This window comes from Euryhalocaulis sp., assembly GCF_013911995.1.
Taxonomy (GTDB): domain Bacteria; phylum Pseudomonadota; class Alphaproteobacteria; order Caulobacterales; family Maricaulaceae; genus Euryhalocaulis; species Euryhalocaulis caribicus.
In genome coordinates this window covers 23,844-42,081 of sequence record NZ_JACESD010000025.1, presented here as the reverse complement: position 1 = coordinate 42,081, position 18,238 = coordinate 23,844, and the positions used below count along the sequence as shown (strand labels likewise).

Below are 18,238 nucleotides of genomic sequence, written 5' to 3'. Positions count from 1 at the left end.
CAGCGCGGATGTTGTCGAGGCGTTGAAGTAGAGCTTCCTCTCCCCCGGGTGGGGAGAGGATCGAGGAGTGGGGCGGTCAAATTTCCGGGTTGGTGGACGTGTTAGACGCCCCCCTCACCCTAACCCTCTCCCCACGAGGGGGAGAGGGGATTAGTGTTGTGGAGAGGCTAGTTCGACTCTTCCATGTCTCCGCCGGCGTCCTCCGTTTCCGGAACCTCCAGCCCGGTGAAGTGGGCGAGGAAGGCGAGCTGGTCGGAATATTCCTCGATCAGCTTGGATTTCGGCTTGCCTGAGCCGTGGCCGGCGCGGGTTTCGATCCGGGCGAGGACGGGCTGGCCGTCAGCCGGGATGTCGCCGCCCTGAGCGGCCTGCAGCCGGGCGATATATTTGAAGGTGTGGCCCGGCACGACGCGGTCGTCCGTGTCCGCCGTGGTGGCCAGGATCGCCGGATAGTCCGCGTCCGCATCGATATTGTGATACGGCGAATAGGCGTAGAGCGTCTCGAAATCGTCGGCGACGCCTGGATCGCCGTAATCGTCGGTCCAGAAGCGGCCGGCGGTGAACTGGTTGAAGCGCAGCATGTCCATCACGCCCACGGTCGGCAGGCCGACCGCCATCAGGTCCGGGCGCTGATTAACCACCGCGCCGACCAGCAGGCCGCCATTGGAGCGGCCATGAACGCCGAGCTGTTCGGAGGTCGTGATCCCTTCGGCGATCAGATACTCGCCGGCGGCGATGAAATCGTCGAACACGTTCTGCTTGTTATCCAGCCGGCCGGCGTCGTGCCATTCCTTGCCGTACTCCCCGCCGCCGCGAATATTCGCGTTGGCGAAGACCCCGCCCATGTCCATCCATGTCAGGAATTGCGGGAAGAAGCGGGAGGTATAGGAGATGTTGAAACCGCCATAGCCATAGAGCAAAGCCGGGCGGGGCTCATCCAGTTCGATGTCGGCCCGGCGGGCGATGAACATCGGGATCTCCGCGCCGTCCTTCGACTCGTAGAAGACCTGTTCGATGACATAATCGTCCGGATCATAGGGCAGGTCCGGGGCGAACAGTTCCTCGCTCTCGCCGGTCTCCACATTATAGCTGTAGATGGTTTCCGGGCGGCGGAAGCTCTGGAAGGCGTAGAAGGTTTCCGGATCGCCGTACTTGCCGTTGAAGCCGGAAGCCTCGCCAAGGCCCGGCAGGTCGACCTGGCCTTCCCAAACGCCGTCCATGGCGTAGACCAGAGCCGCGCTTTTCGCATCGATCAGATATTCGGCGATGATCCTGTCGCCAACCACCGAGGCGTCAATCAGCGTATTTTCGCTTTCCGGCACAATCTCGGCGGAGACGGTCTGCTCGCCATTGGGCACGACCGCGATGATCTTGCCTCTGGGCGCGCCGCGATTGGTGCGGAAATAGAGACGGTTATTGGCCGAACCGATAAGGGCGAACTCGTCCTTGAACCCGCCGAACAGCTTGAAGAATTCGGCGTCGGGCTGGCCAACGCGGCGGATCATGATCTCGTATGCCTCGTCCGTGCCTTTCGAGGCGGTGACGACGATCCATTCGCCATCATCGCTGATTTCGGCCGACAGGCTGACATCGGGTTCTTCGGGACGGTCATAGATCAGCGTGTCATCCGCCTGACCGTCGCCCAGTTCGTGGAAATAGACCTTGTGGTCGTAATTCAGGTTCTGGAATTTCGCGCCTTCTTCCGGGGCGGGATAGCGGCTGTAATAGAAGCCCGATCCGTCCGGCGCCCAGTCGAGCCCGGAGAACTTGATCCACTCGACCGTGTCGGACATCACCTCGCCGGTTTCCACGTCCAGCACCTTTGCCGTGCGCCAGTCCGTTCCGCCGTCCTGGATCGTGTAGAGCAGTTGCGAGCCGTCGGGGGAGGGCTTGATTTCGGCCAAGGCGATGGTGCCGTCATCGGACCACTCATTGGGGTCGATCAGTTCGCGCGGTTCGGCGCCGGCCTCGTCCATCACGTAGAGGACGGACTGGTCCTCGCCCTCGCTGCGTTTGCGGAAGAAGATGCGTCCGCCCTTCTTCTCGGCCAGCGAGTAGGCGTCGAAATCCCAAAGCGCGGTCATGCGGCCGGCGATGGCTTCGCGCCCGCCAATGGAATCCAGGAAGGCGTTGGTGAATTCGCTCTCCGCCTGCACCCAGGCGGCGACGTCGGCGCTCTCGCGCACGTCATCTTCCAGCCAGCGATAGGGGTCGGCGACGCTGGTACCGTGATAATCGTCCGAAACGTCCACCGTGCGGGACTGCGGGTAGGGCGTTCCGGCCTCCTGCGCGGCGGCGGCCAGCGGCAGGGTCAGGACAGTCAGAAAGGCTATGGCGCGCATCAAATGCGTCTCCCCATCCAGGTTGTTATTGGCAGCTTGCGCGCAATCTAGAGCCAATGGGCCGTGGCGCAAAATGACGCATCGGTAAGGTCTTGCCCTTAACGTAAGCGTTAGGTAGGCTCCGCCGCGATGACTGCCCAAACCTATAGCATTTCCCAGCTCGCCGCCGAATTCGGCATTACGCCGCGCGCCTTGCGCTTTTACGAGGATCGCGGCCTTCTCAAGCCCGCGCGGTCCGGTCAGAACCGGGTCTATTCGGCCGCCGACCGGGCGCGCCTCGCCATTATCCTGCGGGGAAAGAGCGTCGGGTTTACGCTGGAGGAAATCCGGGAATTGCTGGATCTCGACCAGCTTGAGGGGCTGAAGACCCAGATGCGCGAGGCGCATCGCCGGTTGGAACAGCGCATCGACGACCTGAAACAGCGCCGCAAGGATATTGATGCGGCGATCGACGAGCTGAAAGCCGGTTGCGAGTGGCTGGAAACCAAGCTGGCCGACAAGGAGCCGCCGGAGGAGCTGAAACGCTCCGCCCGCGCATTCGAGGCGCTGGCCAAGGCGCGGCTTGAATCGGATCTTGCCACGATGGGCTCGAACTAGAGAATTTTCTTAAACGCCGGGTCGCCCCTGCCGGCGGCGCGATTGCGATTAACAGGGGAAGACACGCCATGCCGATGTACAAAGCGCCCGTTCAGGAAATGAAATTCCTGATGAGCGAGGTCCTGGACCTCGACAAATATTCCAATCTTCCGGGCTTTTCCGACGCCACGTCCGATCTGCGCGACGCGATCCTGGACGAAGGCGCGAAGTTCGCGGAAGGCGTGGTCGCCCCCCTGAACCGCGTCTCCGACACGCAGGGCTGCGCCTATAATGGCGACGACCATTCGGTGAAGACGCCGGACGGCTTCAAGAACGCCTATGACACGATGAGCCAGAATGGCTGGATGGGGCTGGGCTTCCCGGCCGAGCACGGCGGGCAGGGCCTGCCGGGCGTGCTGTCCATCGCGGTCAGCGAAATGGTGTCGTCCGCCTGCATGGCGTTCGGCATGTATCCGGGTCTGACCGCGGGCGCGGCGGAAGCGCTGCTGTCCGGGGGCACGCAAGAGCAGATCAAGAAATATGTGCCCAACATGGTCTCCGGCCAGTGGGGCGGCACGATGAACCTGACCGAGCCGCACTGCGGCACGGATCTGGGGATGCTGAAATCCAAGGCCGTCCCGAACGGCGATGGCTCCTATTCCATCACCGGCCAGAAGATCTGGATTTCCTCCGGCGAGCACGACCTGGCCGAAAATATCGTCCACCTGGTGCTGGCCCGGATCGAAGGCGCGCCGAAGGGCACGAAAGGCATTTCGCTGTTCGTGGTGCCGAAATTCCACGTCAATGACGACGGCTCGCTCGGCGATCGCAACGATGTCTATTGCGGCGGCCTTGAAGAGAAGATGGGCATTCACGGCAACGCCACATGCGTCATGAATTATGAGGGCGCGAAGGGCTGGCTGGTCGGCGAGGAGAACAAGGGCCTGAAGGTCATGTTCATCATGATGAACCGCGCGCGCATCGGCACTGGTCTGCAGGGTCTGGCGCAGGCGGAGGTCGCCTATCAGAACGCCGCCGAGTTCGCCCGCGACCGCGTGCAGGGCCGCGCGCTGACCGGCCCGAAATACCCGGACAAGCCGGCCGATCCGATCATCGTCCACCCGGACGTGCGCCGCATGCTGATGGATCAGAAAGCCTTTGTGGAAGGCGCGCGGGCGTTCGCCCTGTGGGTCGCGCTTTACGGCGATCTGGAAGAGCACGCAGAGGATGACGAGACCCGCCGCAAGGCCGGCGACTACATGGCGCTGATGACGCCGGTGGTGAAAGCCTTCCTGACCGGCAAGGGCTTCGACTCCGTCTCGCAGGCCGTGCAGGTGCATGGCGGCATGGGCTATGTGGAGGAAACGGGCGTCGCCCAGTTCCTGCGCGATAGCCGGATTTCCATGATCTATGAGGGCACGAACGGCGTTCAGGCGCTGGACCTGGTCGGCCGCAAGCTGGCCATGGAGGGCGGCCGCCCGATCTTCACCTTCCTGGAAGAGCTGGACGCGTTCGCCGCCGAGCATGAAGGCGACGAGGCGATGCGCCCGTTCGTCGAGGGCGTGAAAACGTCCAAGGAACGGCTGTCGCAAGGCGTGAACTGGCTGATGGAGAACGGCTTGACCGACTTCAACAATGCCGGGGCCGCCAGCCACGATTTCCTGGAGCTCTTCGGCTACACGGCGCTGGCCTATATGTGGGCGAAGATGGCCAAGACCGCGCTGGCCAAGGCCGGCGGCGGCGATCCTTTCTACGACACGAAACTCAAGACCGGGCGCTATTTCGTGGCCCGGATGCTGCCCGAGACCGAAACGCTGCTGGCCAAGGTGAAGGCCGGGGCGGAGCCGGTCATGGCGCTGGAAGCGGAGGCCTTTTGATGTCCCTGAACGTGCTGAGCAATCCCCGTCCCGACTGGCTGGACCAGGAGGACGTGAACATCTTCGAGGACGCGGTGCGCGGCTTCATCGAAAAGGAAGTCCTGCCGAACGGCGAACGCTGGGAGAAGGAAGGCAAGGTCGACCGCGAGGTCTGGAACAAGGCCGGCGAGGCCGGGATCCTGGTTCCCGCCTGTCCTGAGGAATATGGCGGCGCCGGCGGCGACTGGCGCCATGACTATGTGTTCCACATGGCGGTGGCCGAGATGGGCGTCGATGGCTGGGGCGCCTCGCTGCACAACTCCATCGTGGCGCCTTATGTCTGGGAATACGGCACGGACGGGCAGAAGGAAAAGCTGCTGCCCAAGCTGGTCTCCGGCGAATATGTCGGCGCCATCGCCATGTCCGAGCCCGCCGCCGGGTCCGACCTGCAGGGCATCAAGACGACCGCGGTGAAGGACGGCAACGGCTATCGCCTGAACGGCCAGAAAACCTTCATCACCAATGGCGGCACGGCGAACTTTGTCGTGGTGGTCGCCAAGACCGACCCGAGCGAGGGCGCGAAAGGCACCTCGCTGTTCCTGGTGGAAACGGACGAACTGGAAGGCTTCAAGCGCGGGCGCATGCTCGACAAGGTCGGCCTGAAGGGTCAGGACACGGCCGAGCTGTTCTTCGACAATTGCTTCCTGCCGGCCGACAGCCTGCTGGGCGAAGTCGAGGGACAGGGCTTCATCCAGCTGATGGAGCAGCTGCCGCAGGAGCGCCTGCAGATCGCGGTCCAGGGCGTGGGCATGATGAAGCGGGCGCTGGCCGAGACCATCGCCTACGTCAAGGAACGCCACGCCTTCGGGAAGCCGGTGATCGCGTTCCAGAACACCCAGTTCAAGCTTGCCGAGATGAAGACCAAGGCGACCATCGCCGAGAGCTTCTGCCACGACTGCTCAAAACGGCTGCTGGAAGGAACCCTGGATGCGGCGACGGCGTCGATGGCCAAGTACTGGGTCACGGACACGCAATGCGAAGTCATCGACGAATGCGTGCAGCTTCACGGCGGATACGGCTATATGAACGAGTATCCGGTCGCCCGGATGTGGCGCGACGCCCGCGTCCAGCGCATCTATGGCGGCACCAACGAGATCATGAAACTGCTGATTTCGAGGACGCTGTGAACCCTGAAGTCCTCCGCAAGCTGCCCAAGCCCAAGCTGGCCGATTTGCTCGGCTGGAAGTTCGAGTCGTTCGACGCCGAGAAGGGCGAGCTGACGCTGAGCTTTGTGGGGCGGGAGGACTTCACCAACCCGACCGGCAATGTCCAGGGCGGCATGCTGGCCGCCATGATGGACGACACGATGGGGCCGGCCATGGTGATCGTTTCAAACGGCGAGAAATTCGCCCCGACCATCGACTTGCACACCCATTTCCTGCGGCCCGTGAAACCGGGCCCCATCACGGTGAAGGCGCGCGTGACCCAGATGGGCCGCACCATCGCTTTCGGCGAATCCGAACTGTTCGATTCCCGCGGCCGCCTGTGCGCCCGGGCGACCTGCAGCTCCGCCGTGATGCCTTTGCAGAACAATACCCCCGAGACACTGGAGGCCTCCGCATGACCAAGGCTTATATTTACGACGCCGTGCGCACGCCGCGCGGCAAGAAGAAGAACGGCGCGCTGCACGAGATTACGGCGCTGTCCCTGTCCACCCAGATGCTGGAAGCGATCCGCGACCGGAACGAGCTGGACACGTCCAAAGTGGACGACGTCGTGCTGGGCTGCGTCTCGCCGGTGGGCGAGCAGGGCGCCGATATCGCCCGCGCCTCGGTCATCAACGCTGAGTACGCGCAGACGACAGCGGGCGTGCAGATCAACCGCTTCTGCGCTTCCGGCCTGGAAGCCACCAACATGGCGGCGGCCAAGGTGATGTCGGGCGAGGCCGATTTCGCCATCGGCGGCGGCGTGGAATCCATGAGCCGCGTGCCCATGGGCTCCGACGGCGGCGCGATGATGTCCGACCCGGAGATGAGCTTCGACCATTACATGGTCCCGCAGGGCATCTCTGCCGACCTGATCGCCACCAAGTACGGCTTCTCCCGCGATGACGTGGACGCCTATGCGGTGGAGAGCCAGAAGCGCGCGGCCAAGGCCTGGGACGAGGGCCGGTTCAAGAACTCCATCGTTCCGGTGAAGAACCAGCTGGGCCTGACCCAGCTTGACCATGACGAGCATATGCGCCCGGATTCCGACATGCAGTCGCTGGGGTCGCTGAACCCGTCCTTCCAGGGGCTGGCGGAATTTGCGGGCCTCGATAGCGTGGCCATCCAGCGCTACCCGGAAGTCGAGGCGATCAACTACGTCCATACGCCGGCCAACTCCTCGGGCATCGTGGACGGCGCCGCGGCGGTACTGGTCGGGTCCAAGGACGCCGGCAAGGCGGCGGGCCTGAAGCCCCGCGCCCGGATCAAGGCGATGGCCTCCATCGGCTCCGAACCGACGATCATGCTGACCGGCCCGGTGACGGTGACCCAGAAAGTGCTCGACAAGGCCGGCATGAAGGCCAAGGACATCGATATCTGGGAGCTGAACGAGGCGTTCGCCTCTGTCGTCCTGCGCCTGATGCAGGCCTATGACATCGACCACGACAAGATGAACGTGAATGGCGGCGCCATCGCCATGGGCCACCCGCTGGGCGCGACCGGGGCGATGATCCTGGGCACCGTCCTCGACGAGCTGGAGCGCACGGGCAAGGAAACCGCCCTTGTGACGCTCTGCGTCGGCGGCGGCATGGGCACCGCGACGATCATCGAGCGGGTGTAACCCCATGGCGGGCCGGAAAGACACAAACGACGAGCAACGCGAACGTCAGCAGGCCGCCTTCCAGCGTGGCCTGCCCATCGGGATCGGCGTGGGCATTGCGATTGGTGTGTCGTTCGGCCTGCTGTTTGGCTTGATGTTGGACAATCTCGCGCTGGGCGTGGCGATGGGGCCGGCCCTTGGCTTGGGGATCGGCATCGCGCTGTCCCCCGCCTTCGGCGCGCAACTGATTGAGAAAGACCGCCCGACGGGCGGAAAGGACGAGACAGATGAATAATTTCACCATCGACATCGACAATGACGGCATCGCGCTGGTCACGTTCGACGTGCCGGGCCGGTCCATGAACACGCTGACCAATGAAGTGATTGGCGAGATCGACGAACTGGCCGAGAAGATCGCCAGCGACGACGCCATCAAGGGCGCGGTGATCACGTCCGGCAAGGCGTCCGGCTTCTGCGCCGGGGCCGATCTTGGCGAAATGGGCGGCGGCCTGTTCGGCGGGTCCGGCGCCGCCAAGTCGGAAGACGAGCTGAAACAGGAAATCTTCGACAGCGCCTTCCGTCTGAACAAGACGCTGCGCGGTCTGGAAACCTGCGGCAAGCCGATCGCCGCGGCCATCAACGGCCTGGCGCTGGGCGGCGGGTTCGAGATCACGCTGGCCTGCCATTACCGCGTGGCCGCGAATGACAATCCGAAGCTGAAAGTCGGCCTTCCCGAAGCCATGGTCGGCGTCCTGCCGGGCGGCGGCGGCACGCAGCGCCTGCCGCGCCTTGTCGGGGCGATGAACGCCTTTGACCTGATGCTGCAGGGCAAGCAGATCCGCGTGGAGAAGGCCGCGGAGCTGGGCCTGGTGGACACTGCGCCGGGCGATCAGATCGTCCAGAAGGCCAAGGACTGGGTGAAAGCCAATCCGGAGGCCAAGGCGCCGTGGGACCAGGACAAGTTCAAGATTCCGGGCGGCGGACCTTACCATCCGTCCGGCGCGCAGGTTTTCATGGGCGCGGCCTCCATGCTGCGCAAGAATACCTGGGGCAATTACCCGGCCCAGCGCTTCATCCTGTCCTGCGTCTATGAGGGCCTGCAGCTGGATATCGATTCCGGTCTGCGGATTGAGAGCCGGTATTTCGCCAAGCTGCTGATGCGCCCCGAAAGCCGCAACATGATCCGCTCCATCTTCCTGTCCAAACAGGCGCTGGAGAAGGGCGCGGCGCGCCCGGCGGGTCAGGAGTCCAAGAAAATCAAGAAGATCGGCGTCGTCGGCGCGGGCTTCATGGGCGCGGGCGTGGCCAATGTCTCCGCCCAGGCCGGGATCGAGGTCATCCTGATCGACAAGGACCAGGACGGCGCGGACCGCGGCTACCAGCATATCGAGAAGGACCTGGCCAAGCGCGTCGAGCGCAAGAAGATGACCGAGGAGAAAAAGGCCGAGATACTGGGCCGCGTTACCGCGACCACGGACTATTCCGGCCTGAAGGACGCGGACATCGTGGTCGAGGCGGTCTTCGAGGCGCGCGACGTCAAGGAGCCGGTGATCAAGAAGATCTACGAGTCGGTCGGCCCGGACACGATTGTCGGGTCCAATACCTCGACCCTGCCGATCTCCTCGCTGGCCGAATACGGCGCCGATCAGGACCGCTTCATCGGCGTGCACTTCTTCTCGCCGGTCGAGAAGATGATGCTGGTCGAGCTGATCAAGGGCGACAAGACGGGCGACAAGGCGATCAGCGTCGCCATCGATTTCGTCGCCCAGATCAAGAAGACCCCGATCGTGGTCGAGGATACGCGCGGCTTCTACGCGAACCGTTGCGTCATGCGCTATATCCAGCAGGGCATGCATATGCTGGAGGAAGGCTATCTTCCCGCGCTGATCGAGAACGGCTCGAAGATGGCCGGCATGCCGGTGGGGCCGCTTTCCCTTCAGGACGAGGTCGCCATCGATCTTGGCTACAAGGTGCTGCAGGCCACCAAGAAGGATATGGGCCCGGAGGCGGCCGACGGTCCGACCGAGCGCATCCTGACGGTGATGTACGAGGCCGACCGCATGGGCCGCAAGAACGGCAAGGGCTTCTATATCTATCCGGAAGGCGGCAAGAAACGTCTCTGGGAAGAGCTGGACCAGTTCGCCAAGGACGGCGTGCTGCCGGAGAAGAAACAGCCCTCCACGGACCTGATCCGCGACCGCGTCCTGTATTCGCAGGCCATCGAGGCGGCGCGCTGCATGGAAGAGGGCATCGTGGACGATCCGCGGGAAGCCGATGTCGGCTCCATCCTCGGCTGGGGCTATGCGCCTTTCACGGGCGGCGTGCTGAGCTTCATCGATACGGTGGGAACGGAAGCCTTCGTGAAACGGGCCGATGAGCTGGAAGCCAAGTATGGCGATCCGTTCGAGGTTCCCGAGCTTCTGCGCGAGATGGCCGGCAAGGGCGAGACCTTCTATGGCCGCTTTGGCCGCGACGAGAAGAAGGCGGCCTGACCCGTGTCCGGCAAGGGCAGGGACGTCATGCCGCCTGACGAGGAGTTGGAGGAGGGGCTCGACGAGTCCTTCCCCGCCTCCGATCCGCCCACGGCGACGGCGCCCGGTTCAGACCGGGACGACCCCGCGCCGGGTGATGAGGAAGAATGAAGAAAGGCCGGGCGCACACGCCCGGCCTTTTTCCTTGCGGTGATATGCAGACAGGCGCGCGGCCGATGGAGCCTTTTGGGCGACGATGCGTTCAACCGGTGAACAAAAACCGCCCCGAAGGAGGCTCGATCCATGAGTGATCCGAAGAAACCCAAGGACGACAAGTCCCGCGAAGAAGAGATCGACGAAAGTCTCGACGAGACGTTCCCGGCGTCCGATCCGCCGAGCTATATGCCGCCCGCGCCGGACGATCCCGACGAAGAGGACGACAAGAAAAAGAAGAAGGACTAGGGCCTAGTCCTTTTTATCCTTGTCGCGACCGAACATGCCGCCGAACACGTCTGAAAGCGTGTTCGGCGTTCGCGTATTGCGCTGCTGACGCTTTTCTTCCTTCGAACGCTGAAGGTATTCGCCTTCCTCGCCCGGCTTTTTCGGGTCCAGCGCGCCGCCGATAAAATCACCGAACAGCGGAATATCGTCGACCAGACGGTCGTCATAGACATTGCAGTCGCGCATGACGCGATAGATTTCCGCGTCCGCGCCGCCGGTCGTGAAGGTCAGGCGGATGGGATCGCCGCGATCCTTCTGCGCCTCGATGAACAGGCGGCGGCCCTTGATCATCCGCCAGGCAAAGGTTTCGGGGTTCGGGGCGACCAGCATGGCGCGGTCATCCTCGGCGGCGTACCAGGTCTCGGTCACGATCTCCCCGTCATCGACGCGGTAGCGCACCGGCGTCGCGGCGGCGGCGATATATTGCGGGAAGCTGACCGCGGCGGACAGGCCCTGAAAGGCGTCGCAACGGACCTGAACGCGAATGCGGTTCAAACCCTCCGACTGTTCGGTCCAGGCGACGGTGGACAGGGAGTCGTCGAAATTGTCGTAATTCCGGTCGTAATCCCAGTCGTCGGTAACCACGGGAACCGCGGCGGCGGAGCCGGCGGAAAGCAAAAATGCGGCGAAAGCCATGCGTAGCGTGGTCATTGGCAAACAGTCCAAGTCTTAAAAGTCATGTCCCCTGTGCGCCCTCTTTAGAGGAGGAAAGCGCATTTCGCCAAGAGGCGATGGCTGCGTCAGCCTTTCCGCGCGCGCGGATGAGCGCGGTCATAGACCGACATCAGGCCCGCTGCGTCAATTTCCGCATAGACTTGCGTGGTCGACAGGCTGGCATGGCCCAGCAATTCCTGAATGGTGCGGAGATCGCCGCCGCCGGCCAGAAGGTGGGTGGCGAAGGCGTGGCGCAGGGCGTGCGGGGTGGCGCTGTCCGGCAGGCCCAGCTGGCCGCGCAGGTTCTGCATCAGGCGCTGGGCCTGACGCGGGTTCAAGGGCCCGCCGCGGGCGCCGCGGAACACGGGCTGCTCGCCGTCCAGCGCATAGGGGCATTTATTTTCATAGTCGGCCACGGCGTCGCGGGCGGCCTTCAGGACCGGCACGACGCGCGCCTTGCCGCCCTTGCCGGTGACGCGGATCGCCTCGCCCAGGGGCAGGTCCGCGCCGGTCAGGGACAGGGCCTCCGATATGCGCAGGCCCGCGCCGTATAAAAGCGTGATCAGGGCGGCGTCCCTCGCGGCGATCCACTGCGTGACGGTCTGGTCCGAGGCCGCCTCGATCAGTTCCCGCGCGGCGGCGGGGCTGACCGGGCGCGGCTTGGACCGGGCGAACCGGGGGGCGCGGAGATCGTTGAGGCCATCCGCCTTTACGCCCAGCCGCCGCACGGCGAAGCGCACGAAAGCGCGGATCGAGGAGACTTGCCGCGAAAGCGAGCGCGTGGACAGCGGGTCCGGACCGGAGCGGCGTCTGGCGAGATAGGCGCGAACGTCACGCGCCTCCAGCCTTGCGACCGCGCCAAGCGTCACCGGCCCGCCAAGATGATCCCGCAGGAAAGCGAAGAAGGCGGAGAGATCCGAGAGATAGGCGTCGACGGTTTTCGGGCTGAGGCGGCGTTCGTCCCGAATATGCGTCACGAAACGCGACAGCGCCTCTTCCGCGGAAAGATCTAGCGCGACAGCCATTCCCCCAGCCTGCGCTCCAGAACGCGGGCGAGGAAATTGAGCAGCTCGGTGCCGTTATCCTCGCGGAAAGTCTCGGGATCGAGCGAGCCAAGGGCCATCAGGCCGCGGCGGCCATTGATGTCCAGGCGGATGATCGCCTCGGACCGCAGGCGGTCGGTGTCGTCGCCGAAGATGACGCGCGCGCCGCGGCCCATGCGGCCCAGACGCTCCCACCGGCTGACGCCGATGGTCGATTCGATCAGGCCGGCCTCGGCGGACATGATGGAGGCGCCATCGGAAACCGGCAGGTCCTCGACCAGCACTTTCGCGCAATCCACGCCCAGCGCGCCGCGCAGCATCCAGCTGAGACGCTCATCGGCTTCCTCGGCCGATTCGGCGCTCATCAGGGTCAGCACGACGGCGTGAACCTGCGACTGCACGGCCAGATTGGCGCGGGCGGTTTCCACAATCGCCTGATGCGTGTCGGCCATGCGGCGGGCGCGTTCCTGAATCTGGGCCACGCGCGCGGCTTCCAGATCAACCACATTCCCCCCGGCCCGGCGCGCCAGCGCGTTCAGGTCCGAATCCTCGGTCAGCCAGTGCGGGTTTTCCAGCAGCACGGACTTGACCAGCTCCAGCGCCTCGTCATCGGATGGGCGCGGAAGAGTATTGAGATCACCATTCATGACAGCGACCCTAAACGACGAGGCGTTAAAGAAGCGCCAAGCCGATCGGAGAAAACCGCTTAAAGCGCGGATACTTTTCCCGATGCCGCTGCCAGAACCCTTTGATTATGCGATTCCGGAAGGGATGAACCTGACTGCAGGCGATGTGGTGATCGCCCCCTTGTCCGGCCGGTCGCAGCGCGGCGTGGTCTGGGAGGTGGTTCCCGATGAGGGCGAACGGGCGCTGAAGGCCGTCGAATCGCGGCAGGACGCGCCGCCGCTGACCGATGAATTACGGGCGTTTCTGGACTGGTCGGCCCGCTACACCGTGCATCCGCCGGGGGTTTTCCTGCGCATGGCGCTGCGCCATCGCGATTCCGCCGGCGAGCCGCGCACGCAGGATGTGTTCGAACCGACGGGTCAGACGCCGCCGCGCGCCACCGAGGCCCGCGCCGCCGTGCTGGCCGAGGCGGCGGCGGACGCGGGAACGGCGGCCGATCTGGCCCGGCGCGCCGGGGTGAGTCCGGGCGTGGTGACGGGTCTGGAGAAGGCGGGGGCGCTGCGCCGGGTCAAACGGCGGCTGGATCCGCCCTTCGATATTCCCGATCCCGACCGCAGCGGCATGAATCTGACAGACGGGCAGAAGCGCGCGGCGGACGAGCTGGTGTCTCTGGTGAAACGGGACGCCTACGCCCCGGTGCTGCTGGACGGGGTGACCGGGTCGGGCAAGACGGAAGTCTATTTCGAGGCGATCGCCGAGGCGCTGCGCCGCAGCGACAGCGCGCAATGCCTGGTCCTGTTGCCGGAAATCGCGCTGACACAGGCGGTGACGCGCCGCTTCGCGGAGCGGTTCGGGGCCGCGCCGGCCGTCTGGCATTCCGATGTCAGCCAGGTGGAGCGGCGGCGAGTCTGGCGGGAAGTGGCCAAGGGACGGGCGAGGATCGTTCTGGGCGCGCGTTCGGCGCTGTTTCTGCCCTTCACCGATCTCAAGGCGATCGTGGTCGATGAGGAGCATGACGGCTCCTACAAGCAGGATGACGGGGTGGTCTATAACGCCCGCGACCTGGCGGTGGCGCGGGCGAAATTCGCAGGCGCGTCGGCCATTCTGACGTCCGCCACGCCGTCCCTGGAGACGCTGGTGAACGCGCGGCGGGGGCGGTACGCGCATGTGCAGCTGCCGTCCCGGCCCGGCGCGGCGACGCTGCCTCAAACCGAGGCGATCAATCTGCGCGAGCAGCCGCCCGAGCGCGACCACTGGCTGTCGCCGGCTCTGGTCAAGGCGGTGGCCGAGACGTTGGAGCGGGGCGAGCAGAGCCTGCTGTTCCTGAACCGGCGGGGCTATGCGCCGCTGGTCATCTGCCAGGCGTGCGGCCACCGCATGACCTCGCCCGAGACCGATTCATGGCTGGTCGAGCACCGCTACACGGGAAGGCTGGTCTGTCACCTGACCGGGTTTTCCATGCCCAAGCCGAAAACCTGCCCGGAATGCGGGGCCGAAGACACGCTGCGCCCGGTGGGGCCGGGCGTGGAGCGCATCGAGGAAGAGGCGAAAGCGCGCTTCCCGGAGGCGCGCGTGGAGACGTTTTCGTCCGACAGCGCGCAGGCGCCGGGCGAGGTGCGGCGGCTGGTCAGCCGGATGGAGGCGGGCGAGATCGATATTCTGGTCGGCACCCAGATCGCCGCGAAAGGGCATAATTTCCCGAATCTGACGCTGGTCGGCGTGATCGACGCCGATCTTGGGCTGAAGGGCGGGGATTTGCGCGCCGCGGAGCGCACCTATCAGCTGCTGGTGCAGGTGGCGGGGCGCGCGGGGCGCGCGGCGCGTCCGGGGCGGGCGCTGATCCAGTCCTATGCGCCCGAGCACGAGGCGATTCAGGCGCTGATCGCGGGCGACCGCAATGCGTTCATCGATGCGGAGCTGGAAGCCCGGCAGGCTTACGGGCTGCCGCCATACGGCCGGCTGGCCGCGATCGTGCTGTCGGGACCGGATCAGGAGAAGCTGGACCAGTGGTCGCGGCGCATGGCGGCGGCGGCGCCGGTGACGGACGGGGTGGAGATTTTCGGCCCGGCCGAGCCGCCCATCGCGGTGATACGCGGGCGCTGGAGGCGGCGGATTCTGGCGCGCGCCGATCCGGGGATTGATCTGTCGGCCTATATCGCGGCTTGGCGGACGCGGGTGAAAATCCCGCCTTCAATCCGCGTGCAGGTCGATATCGACCCTTACAGTTTCGTCTGAGTTCAGGCGGCCTGCGCGGCTTTCGGATCGGCCGTGCGCTCGGCCCGCTTGAGTTTAAGACGGGCGCGGAAGGTGGAGCCCTTGCCTTCTTCCGATTCAAGCTGGACGTCGCCGCCCATCAGCTTGGCGATCTTGCGGGTAATGGCGAGGCCAAGACCCGTGCCGCCATATTTGCGGGTGGTGGAGTTGTCGGCCTGGGTGAAGCGTTCGAAAATCGCATCCTGCCGGTCCTGGCTGATGCCGATGCCGGTGTCGGCCACTTCCACGACCATGTGGCCGCCGGAGGTGGAGATGCGCCCGGTGACCGAGCCCTCCAACGTGAATTTCATGGCGTTGGACAGAAGATTGTGGAGGACCTGACGCAGGCGCAGCGCATCGCCCACCCACATGCCGCGGGCGGCCGGGGTGACGGTGATGGCGAATTCCAGATTCTTTTCCTGCGCCAGAGGCGTGAAGAGAGCGGATGCGGCGGAGGCGATCTCGTCGACCTCGAACGGCGCTTCCTCCAGCTCCACCTGTCCGGATTCGATGCGCGACAGGTCCAGCACGTCATTGAGAATGGCCAGCAGGGTCTGCCCGCTATTTTCGACCACCTCGATCATCTTGTGCTGGCTGTCTTCCAGCTGGGTGCGCTTCAGCGCGCCGGCCATGCCGATGACGCCGTTGAGCGGCGTGCGGATTTCGTGGCTCATCGTGGCCAGGAATTCGGACTTGGCGCGGTTGGCCTGTTCTGCGCGCTCCTTGGCCGATTCCAGATCGGCAGTGCGTTCGGCGACGGCGCGCTCCAGGCGTTCATTGTGGGATTGCAGGGCGCGGCGGGCGATCAGCAACTTGCGGTGCTGGGCGTGGGCGTCATAGGCGACCAGGCCCCATAGAATGGCGATGACGATCAGAACAATGCCGCCAATCGCGGTCAGCCATGTGGCGGTCGACCGCGCGCGCTGAAGCTCCAGATCCATGATGCTGGCGGCGTAGTCCAGCGCCTCGTCCAGACGGTTCGTATAGACCAGCTTCAGGTCGCGATACTCGCCGCTCAACATTTCCTCGGCGCGCGTATAGTCGCCGCGCCGCGCGAAGGCGACGGCCACGTCTTCCAGCGCCAGATAGGCTTCGCGTTCCGCGTTCAGGCTCTGTTCGATCCGCGCGCCGGTCTCGTCCACCGACAGGGAGAGAAGTTCGGTCAGGGTGTCGTCCAGCTCCCGGCTGAGCTGGTCATGGCGGTCAATGGCGGCGCGGTCGCCCTCGACGGCGCGCTCCACCGCGTCGGTCATGCCGTAGGACAGCGCCATGACTTGCCGCTGGACCTGCGAAAGCTTGGCCTGGTGTTCGGCGGCGTCCTGAAGATCGTCCACAAGACGGTTCATGCCAAAGGCCGCGACCCCGACCGCGGCCACGGTAATGACCAGCGCGGACCCCATTAGAACAAGGCGCATGGCGTTCCGCCCGCCTGTGAAAACGTCTGAAATTTTCATGTTTCCCCGTCCGAATGTGACAGAAAATGCGCTAGAGAAGTAAAGAATCATTTGATGAAAGTCAGAGTTGCGTTCGGGCGGGAGTAAAAGCCGATGGAATGGATTGCGTCACCGGAAGTCTGGCTGAGCCTGCTCACCCTGACATTTCTCGAAATCATCCTTGGCATAGACAATGTCGTCTTCGTCTCCGTCGCCGCGACGCGGGTTAAGGACGGCCAGCAGGCCAAGGCGCGGGATCTGGGCATCTATTCCGGCGCGGCGATGCGGATTGTCCTGCTGTTCGGACTGGTGTGGCTGGCCTCGCTTTCCCACGCGACTCTGTTTGAAATGCCGGAATTCCTGCACTTCATGGGCGGCGACTCCCACCCCGAAAGCTTCGTGCAGGTGACGCTGGAGGATCTGATCCTGCTGTTTGGCGGCCTGTTCCTGTTGTGGAAGGGCACCGACGAGATTCACGACAATCTGGAAGGCCAGCACGGCCACGGCGCGGCGAAAAAGAAATCGGCGTTCTGGACGGTGGTCATGCAGATGACCTTCATCAATGTCGTGTTCTCTCTGGATTCGGTGCTGACGGCGCTGGGCATGACCTCGGAGCTGGGCGGCGACGAAGGTTCGGGCGTGCGGCTTGGCGTTATGATCGTGGCCATTGTGCTGTCGACGGCGGTGATGGTGTTCTCCGCCAAGGCGATCAGCAGCTTCCTGGAAAAGCACCCGACGACGAAGATGCTGGCCCTGGCCTTTATCCTGCTGGTGGGCGTGGCGCTTGTGGCCGACGGGCTGGGCTTCCATATTCCGCGCGGCTATCTCTACTTTGCGATTGCCTTCTCGCTGACCGTGGAAGTGCTGAACGTGCTGGCGTCGCGGGCGCGGCGGAAAGGCAAGGCGGCGGCAGAATAGAGGCGCGGGGCGGACGGCGTCTGTTACAGGGCGCCATCGCCCGCTTGCCGGTCACAAGGGGCCATGCTATCAGCCCGCCGGGCTGGCGGATAAGTCCGCTGAGACCCCTTGTGGTTGCAGTATCAGCAACGTAATTCCCGATTTCCTTTTGTCCCGGACGGGACAGGCGAAAAACGTCTACGAAAGCGCACATTGTAGTGAATGACGAACACGCAATCGTGAACGAGGCGGCGGAGCGCTACGCAGAAGCGCTCTTCGAGCTGGCGACCGAGGCCAAGGCGGCCGAGGCAGTCGAAGCCGACCTCGCAAGCCTGAAATCCATGCTGCGCGAAAGCGCGGACCTGCGGCGCGCGGTCAACAGCCCGCTTGTCGACGCAGAGGACAAGGCGTCCGCCATGACGGCGCTGGCCGACAAGGCCGGCTTCCAGGGGCTGACCCGTAAGTTCCTGGGCATGGTGGCCGAGAACCGGCGCGCCGGCGCCCTGATGGACATGATTTACGCCTTCGAGGCGCTGTCCGCGAAAGAACGCGGCGCGACCCGGGCGAAAGTGACTTCCGCCGAAGCGTTGAGCGACAAGGAGCTGGACGCTGTCCGCGCTTCGCTCAAGACGGCGCTGGGGCGTGACGTGGAGATCGACGCGAAGGTCGATCCCGCACTGATTGCCGGCCTTAAGATCAAGGTTGGATCCCGACTATTCGATTCCTCTCTCCGGACCCGTCTGGAGAGACTGCGCGCAACAATGAAAGAGGCGTGAGAGA

Annotated in this window: 16 protein-coding genes; 11 read left to right on the top strand and 5 right to left on the bottom strand. The window is 64.5% G+C overall.

Going from position 1 to position 18,238, the window contains the following annotated elements; all coding sequences use genetic code 11:
• Positions 1 to 167: 167 nt before the first annotated feature.
• Positions 168 to 2,342 carry a prolyl oligopeptidase family serine peptidase gene (locus H2040_RS08385; RefSeq protein WP_287156740.1) on the bottom strand — a complete coding sequence of 725 codons (2,175 nt, stop codon included), beginning with the start codon at positions 2,340 to 2,342 and terminating at the stop codon, positions 168 to 170.
• Between the two features lie 129 nt (positions 2,343 to 2,471).
• Between H2040_RS08385 and H2040_RS08380 the strand changes: the two genes are divergently transcribed.
• The 8 genes from H2040_RS08380 to H2040_RS08345 all read left to right on the top strand — a co-directional run bounded on the left by H2040_RS08380 (position 2,472) and on the right by H2040_RS08345 (position 10,512).
• Complete coding sequence (locus H2040_RS08380) at positions 2,472 to 2,939, top strand: MerR family transcriptional regulator (protein ID WP_022698218.1); 468 nt, start codon at positions 2,472 to 2,474, stop codon at positions 2,937 to 2,939.
• Between the two features lie 68 nt (positions 2,940 to 3,007).
• On the top strand, positions 3,008 to 4,795 hold the full coding sequence (locus H2040_RS08375; RefSeq protein ID WP_287156739.1) for an acyl-CoA dehydrogenase C-terminal domain-containing protein: 1,788 nt from the start codon (positions 3,008 to 3,010) through the stop codon (positions 4,793 to 4,795).
• Positions 4,795 to 5,961 carry an acyl-CoA dehydrogenase family protein gene (locus H2040_RS08370; protein ID WP_022698216.1) on the top strand — a complete coding sequence of 389 codons (1,167 nt, stop codon included), beginning with the start codon at positions 4,795 to 4,797 and terminating at the stop codon, positions 5,959 to 5,961. Before H2040_RS08375 ends, H2040_RS08370 begins: the two co-directional genes overlap by 1 nt.
• Positions 5,958 to 6,398 (top strand): PaaI family thioesterase, encoded by a 441-nt coding sequence (locus tag H2040_RS08365; RefSeq protein ID WP_022698215.1) that lies wholly within the window; start codon positions 5,958 to 5,960, stop codon positions 6,396 to 6,398. The genes H2040_RS08370 and H2040_RS08365 overlap by 4 nt, the downstream gene beginning before the upstream one ends.
• A complete protein-coding gene (locus H2040_RS08360; protein ID WP_287156737.1) occupies positions 6,395 to 7,600 on the top strand; it encodes an acetyl-CoA C-acetyltransferase in 1,206 nt (401 codons plus the stop codon). Before H2040_RS08365 ends, H2040_RS08360 begins: the two co-directional genes overlap by 4 nt.
• 4 nt (positions 7,601 to 7,604) lie before the next feature.
• Positions 7,605 to 7,874 (top strand): hypothetical protein, encoded by a 270-nt coding sequence (locus H2040_RS08355; RefSeq protein ID WP_287156736.1) that lies wholly within the window; start codon positions 7,605 to 7,607, stop codon positions 7,872 to 7,874.
• Positions 7,867 to 10,071: a 3-hydroxyacyl-CoA dehydrogenase NAD-binding domain-containing protein gene (locus H2040_RS08350; RefSeq protein WP_287156733.1), complete on the top strand. Its 2,205-nt coding sequence runs from the start codon at positions 7,867 to 7,869 to the stop codon at positions 10,069 to 10,071. Before H2040_RS08355 ends, H2040_RS08350 begins: the two co-directional genes overlap by 8 nt.
• A 282-nt stretch (positions 10,072 to 10,353) precedes the next feature.
• On the top strand, positions 10,354 to 10,512 hold the full coding sequence (locus tag H2040_RS08345; protein WP_022698210.1) for a hypothetical protein: 159 nt from the start codon (positions 10,354 to 10,356) through the stop codon (positions 10,510 to 10,512).
• 3 nt (positions 10,513 to 10,515) lie between these two features.
• Here H2040_RS08345 and H2040_RS08340 read toward each other — a convergent pair whose 3' ends face one another.
• The 3 genes from H2040_RS08340 to H2040_RS08330 all read right to left on the bottom strand — a co-directional run bounded on the left by H2040_RS08340 (position 10,516) and on the right by H2040_RS08330 (position 12,895).
• Positions 10,516 to 11,202, bottom strand: a complete 687-nt coding sequence (locus tag H2040_RS08340) for a hypothetical protein (protein ID WP_022698209.1) — start codon at positions 11,200 to 11,202, stop codon at positions 10,516 to 10,518.
• An 89-nt stretch (positions 11,203 to 11,291) separates the two neighbouring features.
• Positions 11,292 to 12,230 (bottom strand): tyrosine recombinase XerC, encoded by a 939-nt coding sequence (locus H2040_RS08335; RefSeq protein WP_287156729.1) that lies wholly within the window; start codon positions 12,228 to 12,230, stop codon positions 11,292 to 11,294.
• Positions 12,215 to 12,895 carry a DUF484 family protein gene (locus tag H2040_RS08330; protein WP_287156727.1) on the bottom strand — a complete coding sequence of 227 codons (681 nt, stop codon included), beginning with the start codon at positions 12,893 to 12,895 and terminating at the stop codon, positions 12,215 to 12,217. Before H2040_RS08330 ends, H2040_RS08335 begins: the two co-directional genes overlap by 16 nt.
• On the opposite strand from H2040_RS08330, the gene H2040_RS08325 reads away from it, so the two are divergent.
• Positions 12,894 to 15,110, top strand: coding sequence for a primosomal protein N' (locus H2040_RS08325; RefSeq protein WP_287156724.1), 2,217 nt, complete (start codon positions 12,894 to 12,896; stop codon positions 15,108 to 15,110). The two genes, H2040_RS08330 and H2040_RS08325, sit on opposite strands and share 2 nt — an antisense overlap.
• A 2-nt stretch (positions 15,111 to 15,112) precedes the next feature.
• Here the strand turns inward: H2040_RS08325 and H2040_RS08320 are convergent, their stop codons facing one another.
• Positions 15,113 to 16,543: an ATP-binding protein gene (locus tag H2040_RS08320; RefSeq protein WP_287156722.1), complete on the bottom strand. Its 1,431-nt coding sequence runs from the start codon at positions 16,541 to 16,543 to the stop codon at positions 15,113 to 15,115.
• 132 nt (positions 16,544 to 16,675) lie between these two features.
• Here H2040_RS08320 and H2040_RS08315 point away from each other — a divergent pair, with 132 nt between their 5' ends.
• Together H2040_RS08315 and H2040_RS08310 are read left to right on the top strand one after the other, a co-directional pair.
• Complete coding sequence (locus H2040_RS08315; protein ID WP_022698205.1) at positions 16,676 to 17,479, top strand: TerC family protein; 804 nt, start codon at positions 16,676 to 16,678, stop codon at positions 17,477 to 17,479.
• 197 nt (positions 17,480 to 17,676) lie between these two features.
• Entirely contained in the window at positions 17,677 to 18,234 is a 558-nt protein-coding gene (locus H2040_RS08310) for a F0F1 ATP synthase subunit delta (RefSeq protein WP_022698204.1), read from the top strand.
• The last annotated feature ends 4 nt before the right edge of the window (positions 18,235 to 18,238 follow it).

Excerpts from the sequence above, each read along its gene's own strand:
- H2040_RS08375 (WP_287156739.1), top strand. The coding sequence starts at position 3,008 with ATGCCGATGTACAAAGCGCCCGTTCAGGAAATGAAATTCCTGATGAGC.
- H2040_RS08340 (WP_022698209.1), bottom strand. The coding sequence starts at position 11,202 with ATGACCACGCTACGCATGGCTTTCGCCGCATTTTTGCTTTCCGCCGGC.
- H2040_RS08320 (WP_287156722.1), bottom strand. The coding sequence starts at position 16,543 with ATGCGCCTTGTTCTAATGGGGTCCGCGCTGGTCATTACCGTGGCCGCG.
- H2040_RS08370 (WP_022698216.1), top strand. The coding sequence starts at position 4,795 with ATGTCCCTGAACGTGCTGAGCAATCCCCGTCCCGACTGGCTGGACCAG.
- H2040_RS08335 (WP_287156729.1), bottom strand. The coding sequence starts at position 12,230 with ATGGCTGTCGCGCTAGATCTTTCCGCGGAAGAGGCGCTGTCGCGTTTC.
- H2040_RS08345 (WP_022698210.1), top strand. The coding sequence starts at position 10,354 with ATGAGTGATCCGAAGAAACCCAAGGACGACAAGTCCCGCGAAGAAGAG.
- H2040_RS08360 (WP_287156737.1), top strand. The coding sequence starts at position 6,395 with ATGACCAAGGCTTATATTTACGACGCCGTGCGCACGCCGCGCGGCAAG.
- H2040_RS08355 (WP_287156736.1), top strand. The coding sequence starts at position 7,605 with ATGGCGGGCCGGAAAGACACAAACGACGAGCAACGCGAACGTCAGCAG.
- H2040_RS08330 (WP_287156727.1), bottom strand. The coding sequence starts at position 12,895 with ATGAATGGTGATCTCAATACTCTTCCGCGCCCATCCGATGACGAGGCG.
- H2040_RS08385 (WP_287156740.1), bottom strand. The coding sequence starts at position 2,342 with ATGCGCGCCATAGCCTTTCTGACTGTCCTGACCCTGCCGCTGGCCGCC.
- H2040_RS08315 (WP_022698205.1), top strand. The coding sequence starts at position 16,676 with ATGGAATGGATTGCGTCACCGGAAGTCTGGCTGAGCCTGCTCACCCTG.
- H2040_RS08380 (WP_022698218.1), top strand. The coding sequence starts at position 2,472 with ATGACTGCCCAAACCTATAGCATTTCCCAGCTCGCCGCCGAATTCGGC.
- H2040_RS08350 (WP_287156733.1), top strand. The coding sequence starts at position 7,867 with ATGAATAATTTCACCATCGACATCGACAATGACGGCATCGCGCTGGTC.
- H2040_RS08325 (WP_287156724.1), top strand. The coding sequence starts at position 12,894 with ATGACAGCGACCCTAAACGACGAGGCGTTAAAGAAGCGCCAAGCCGAT.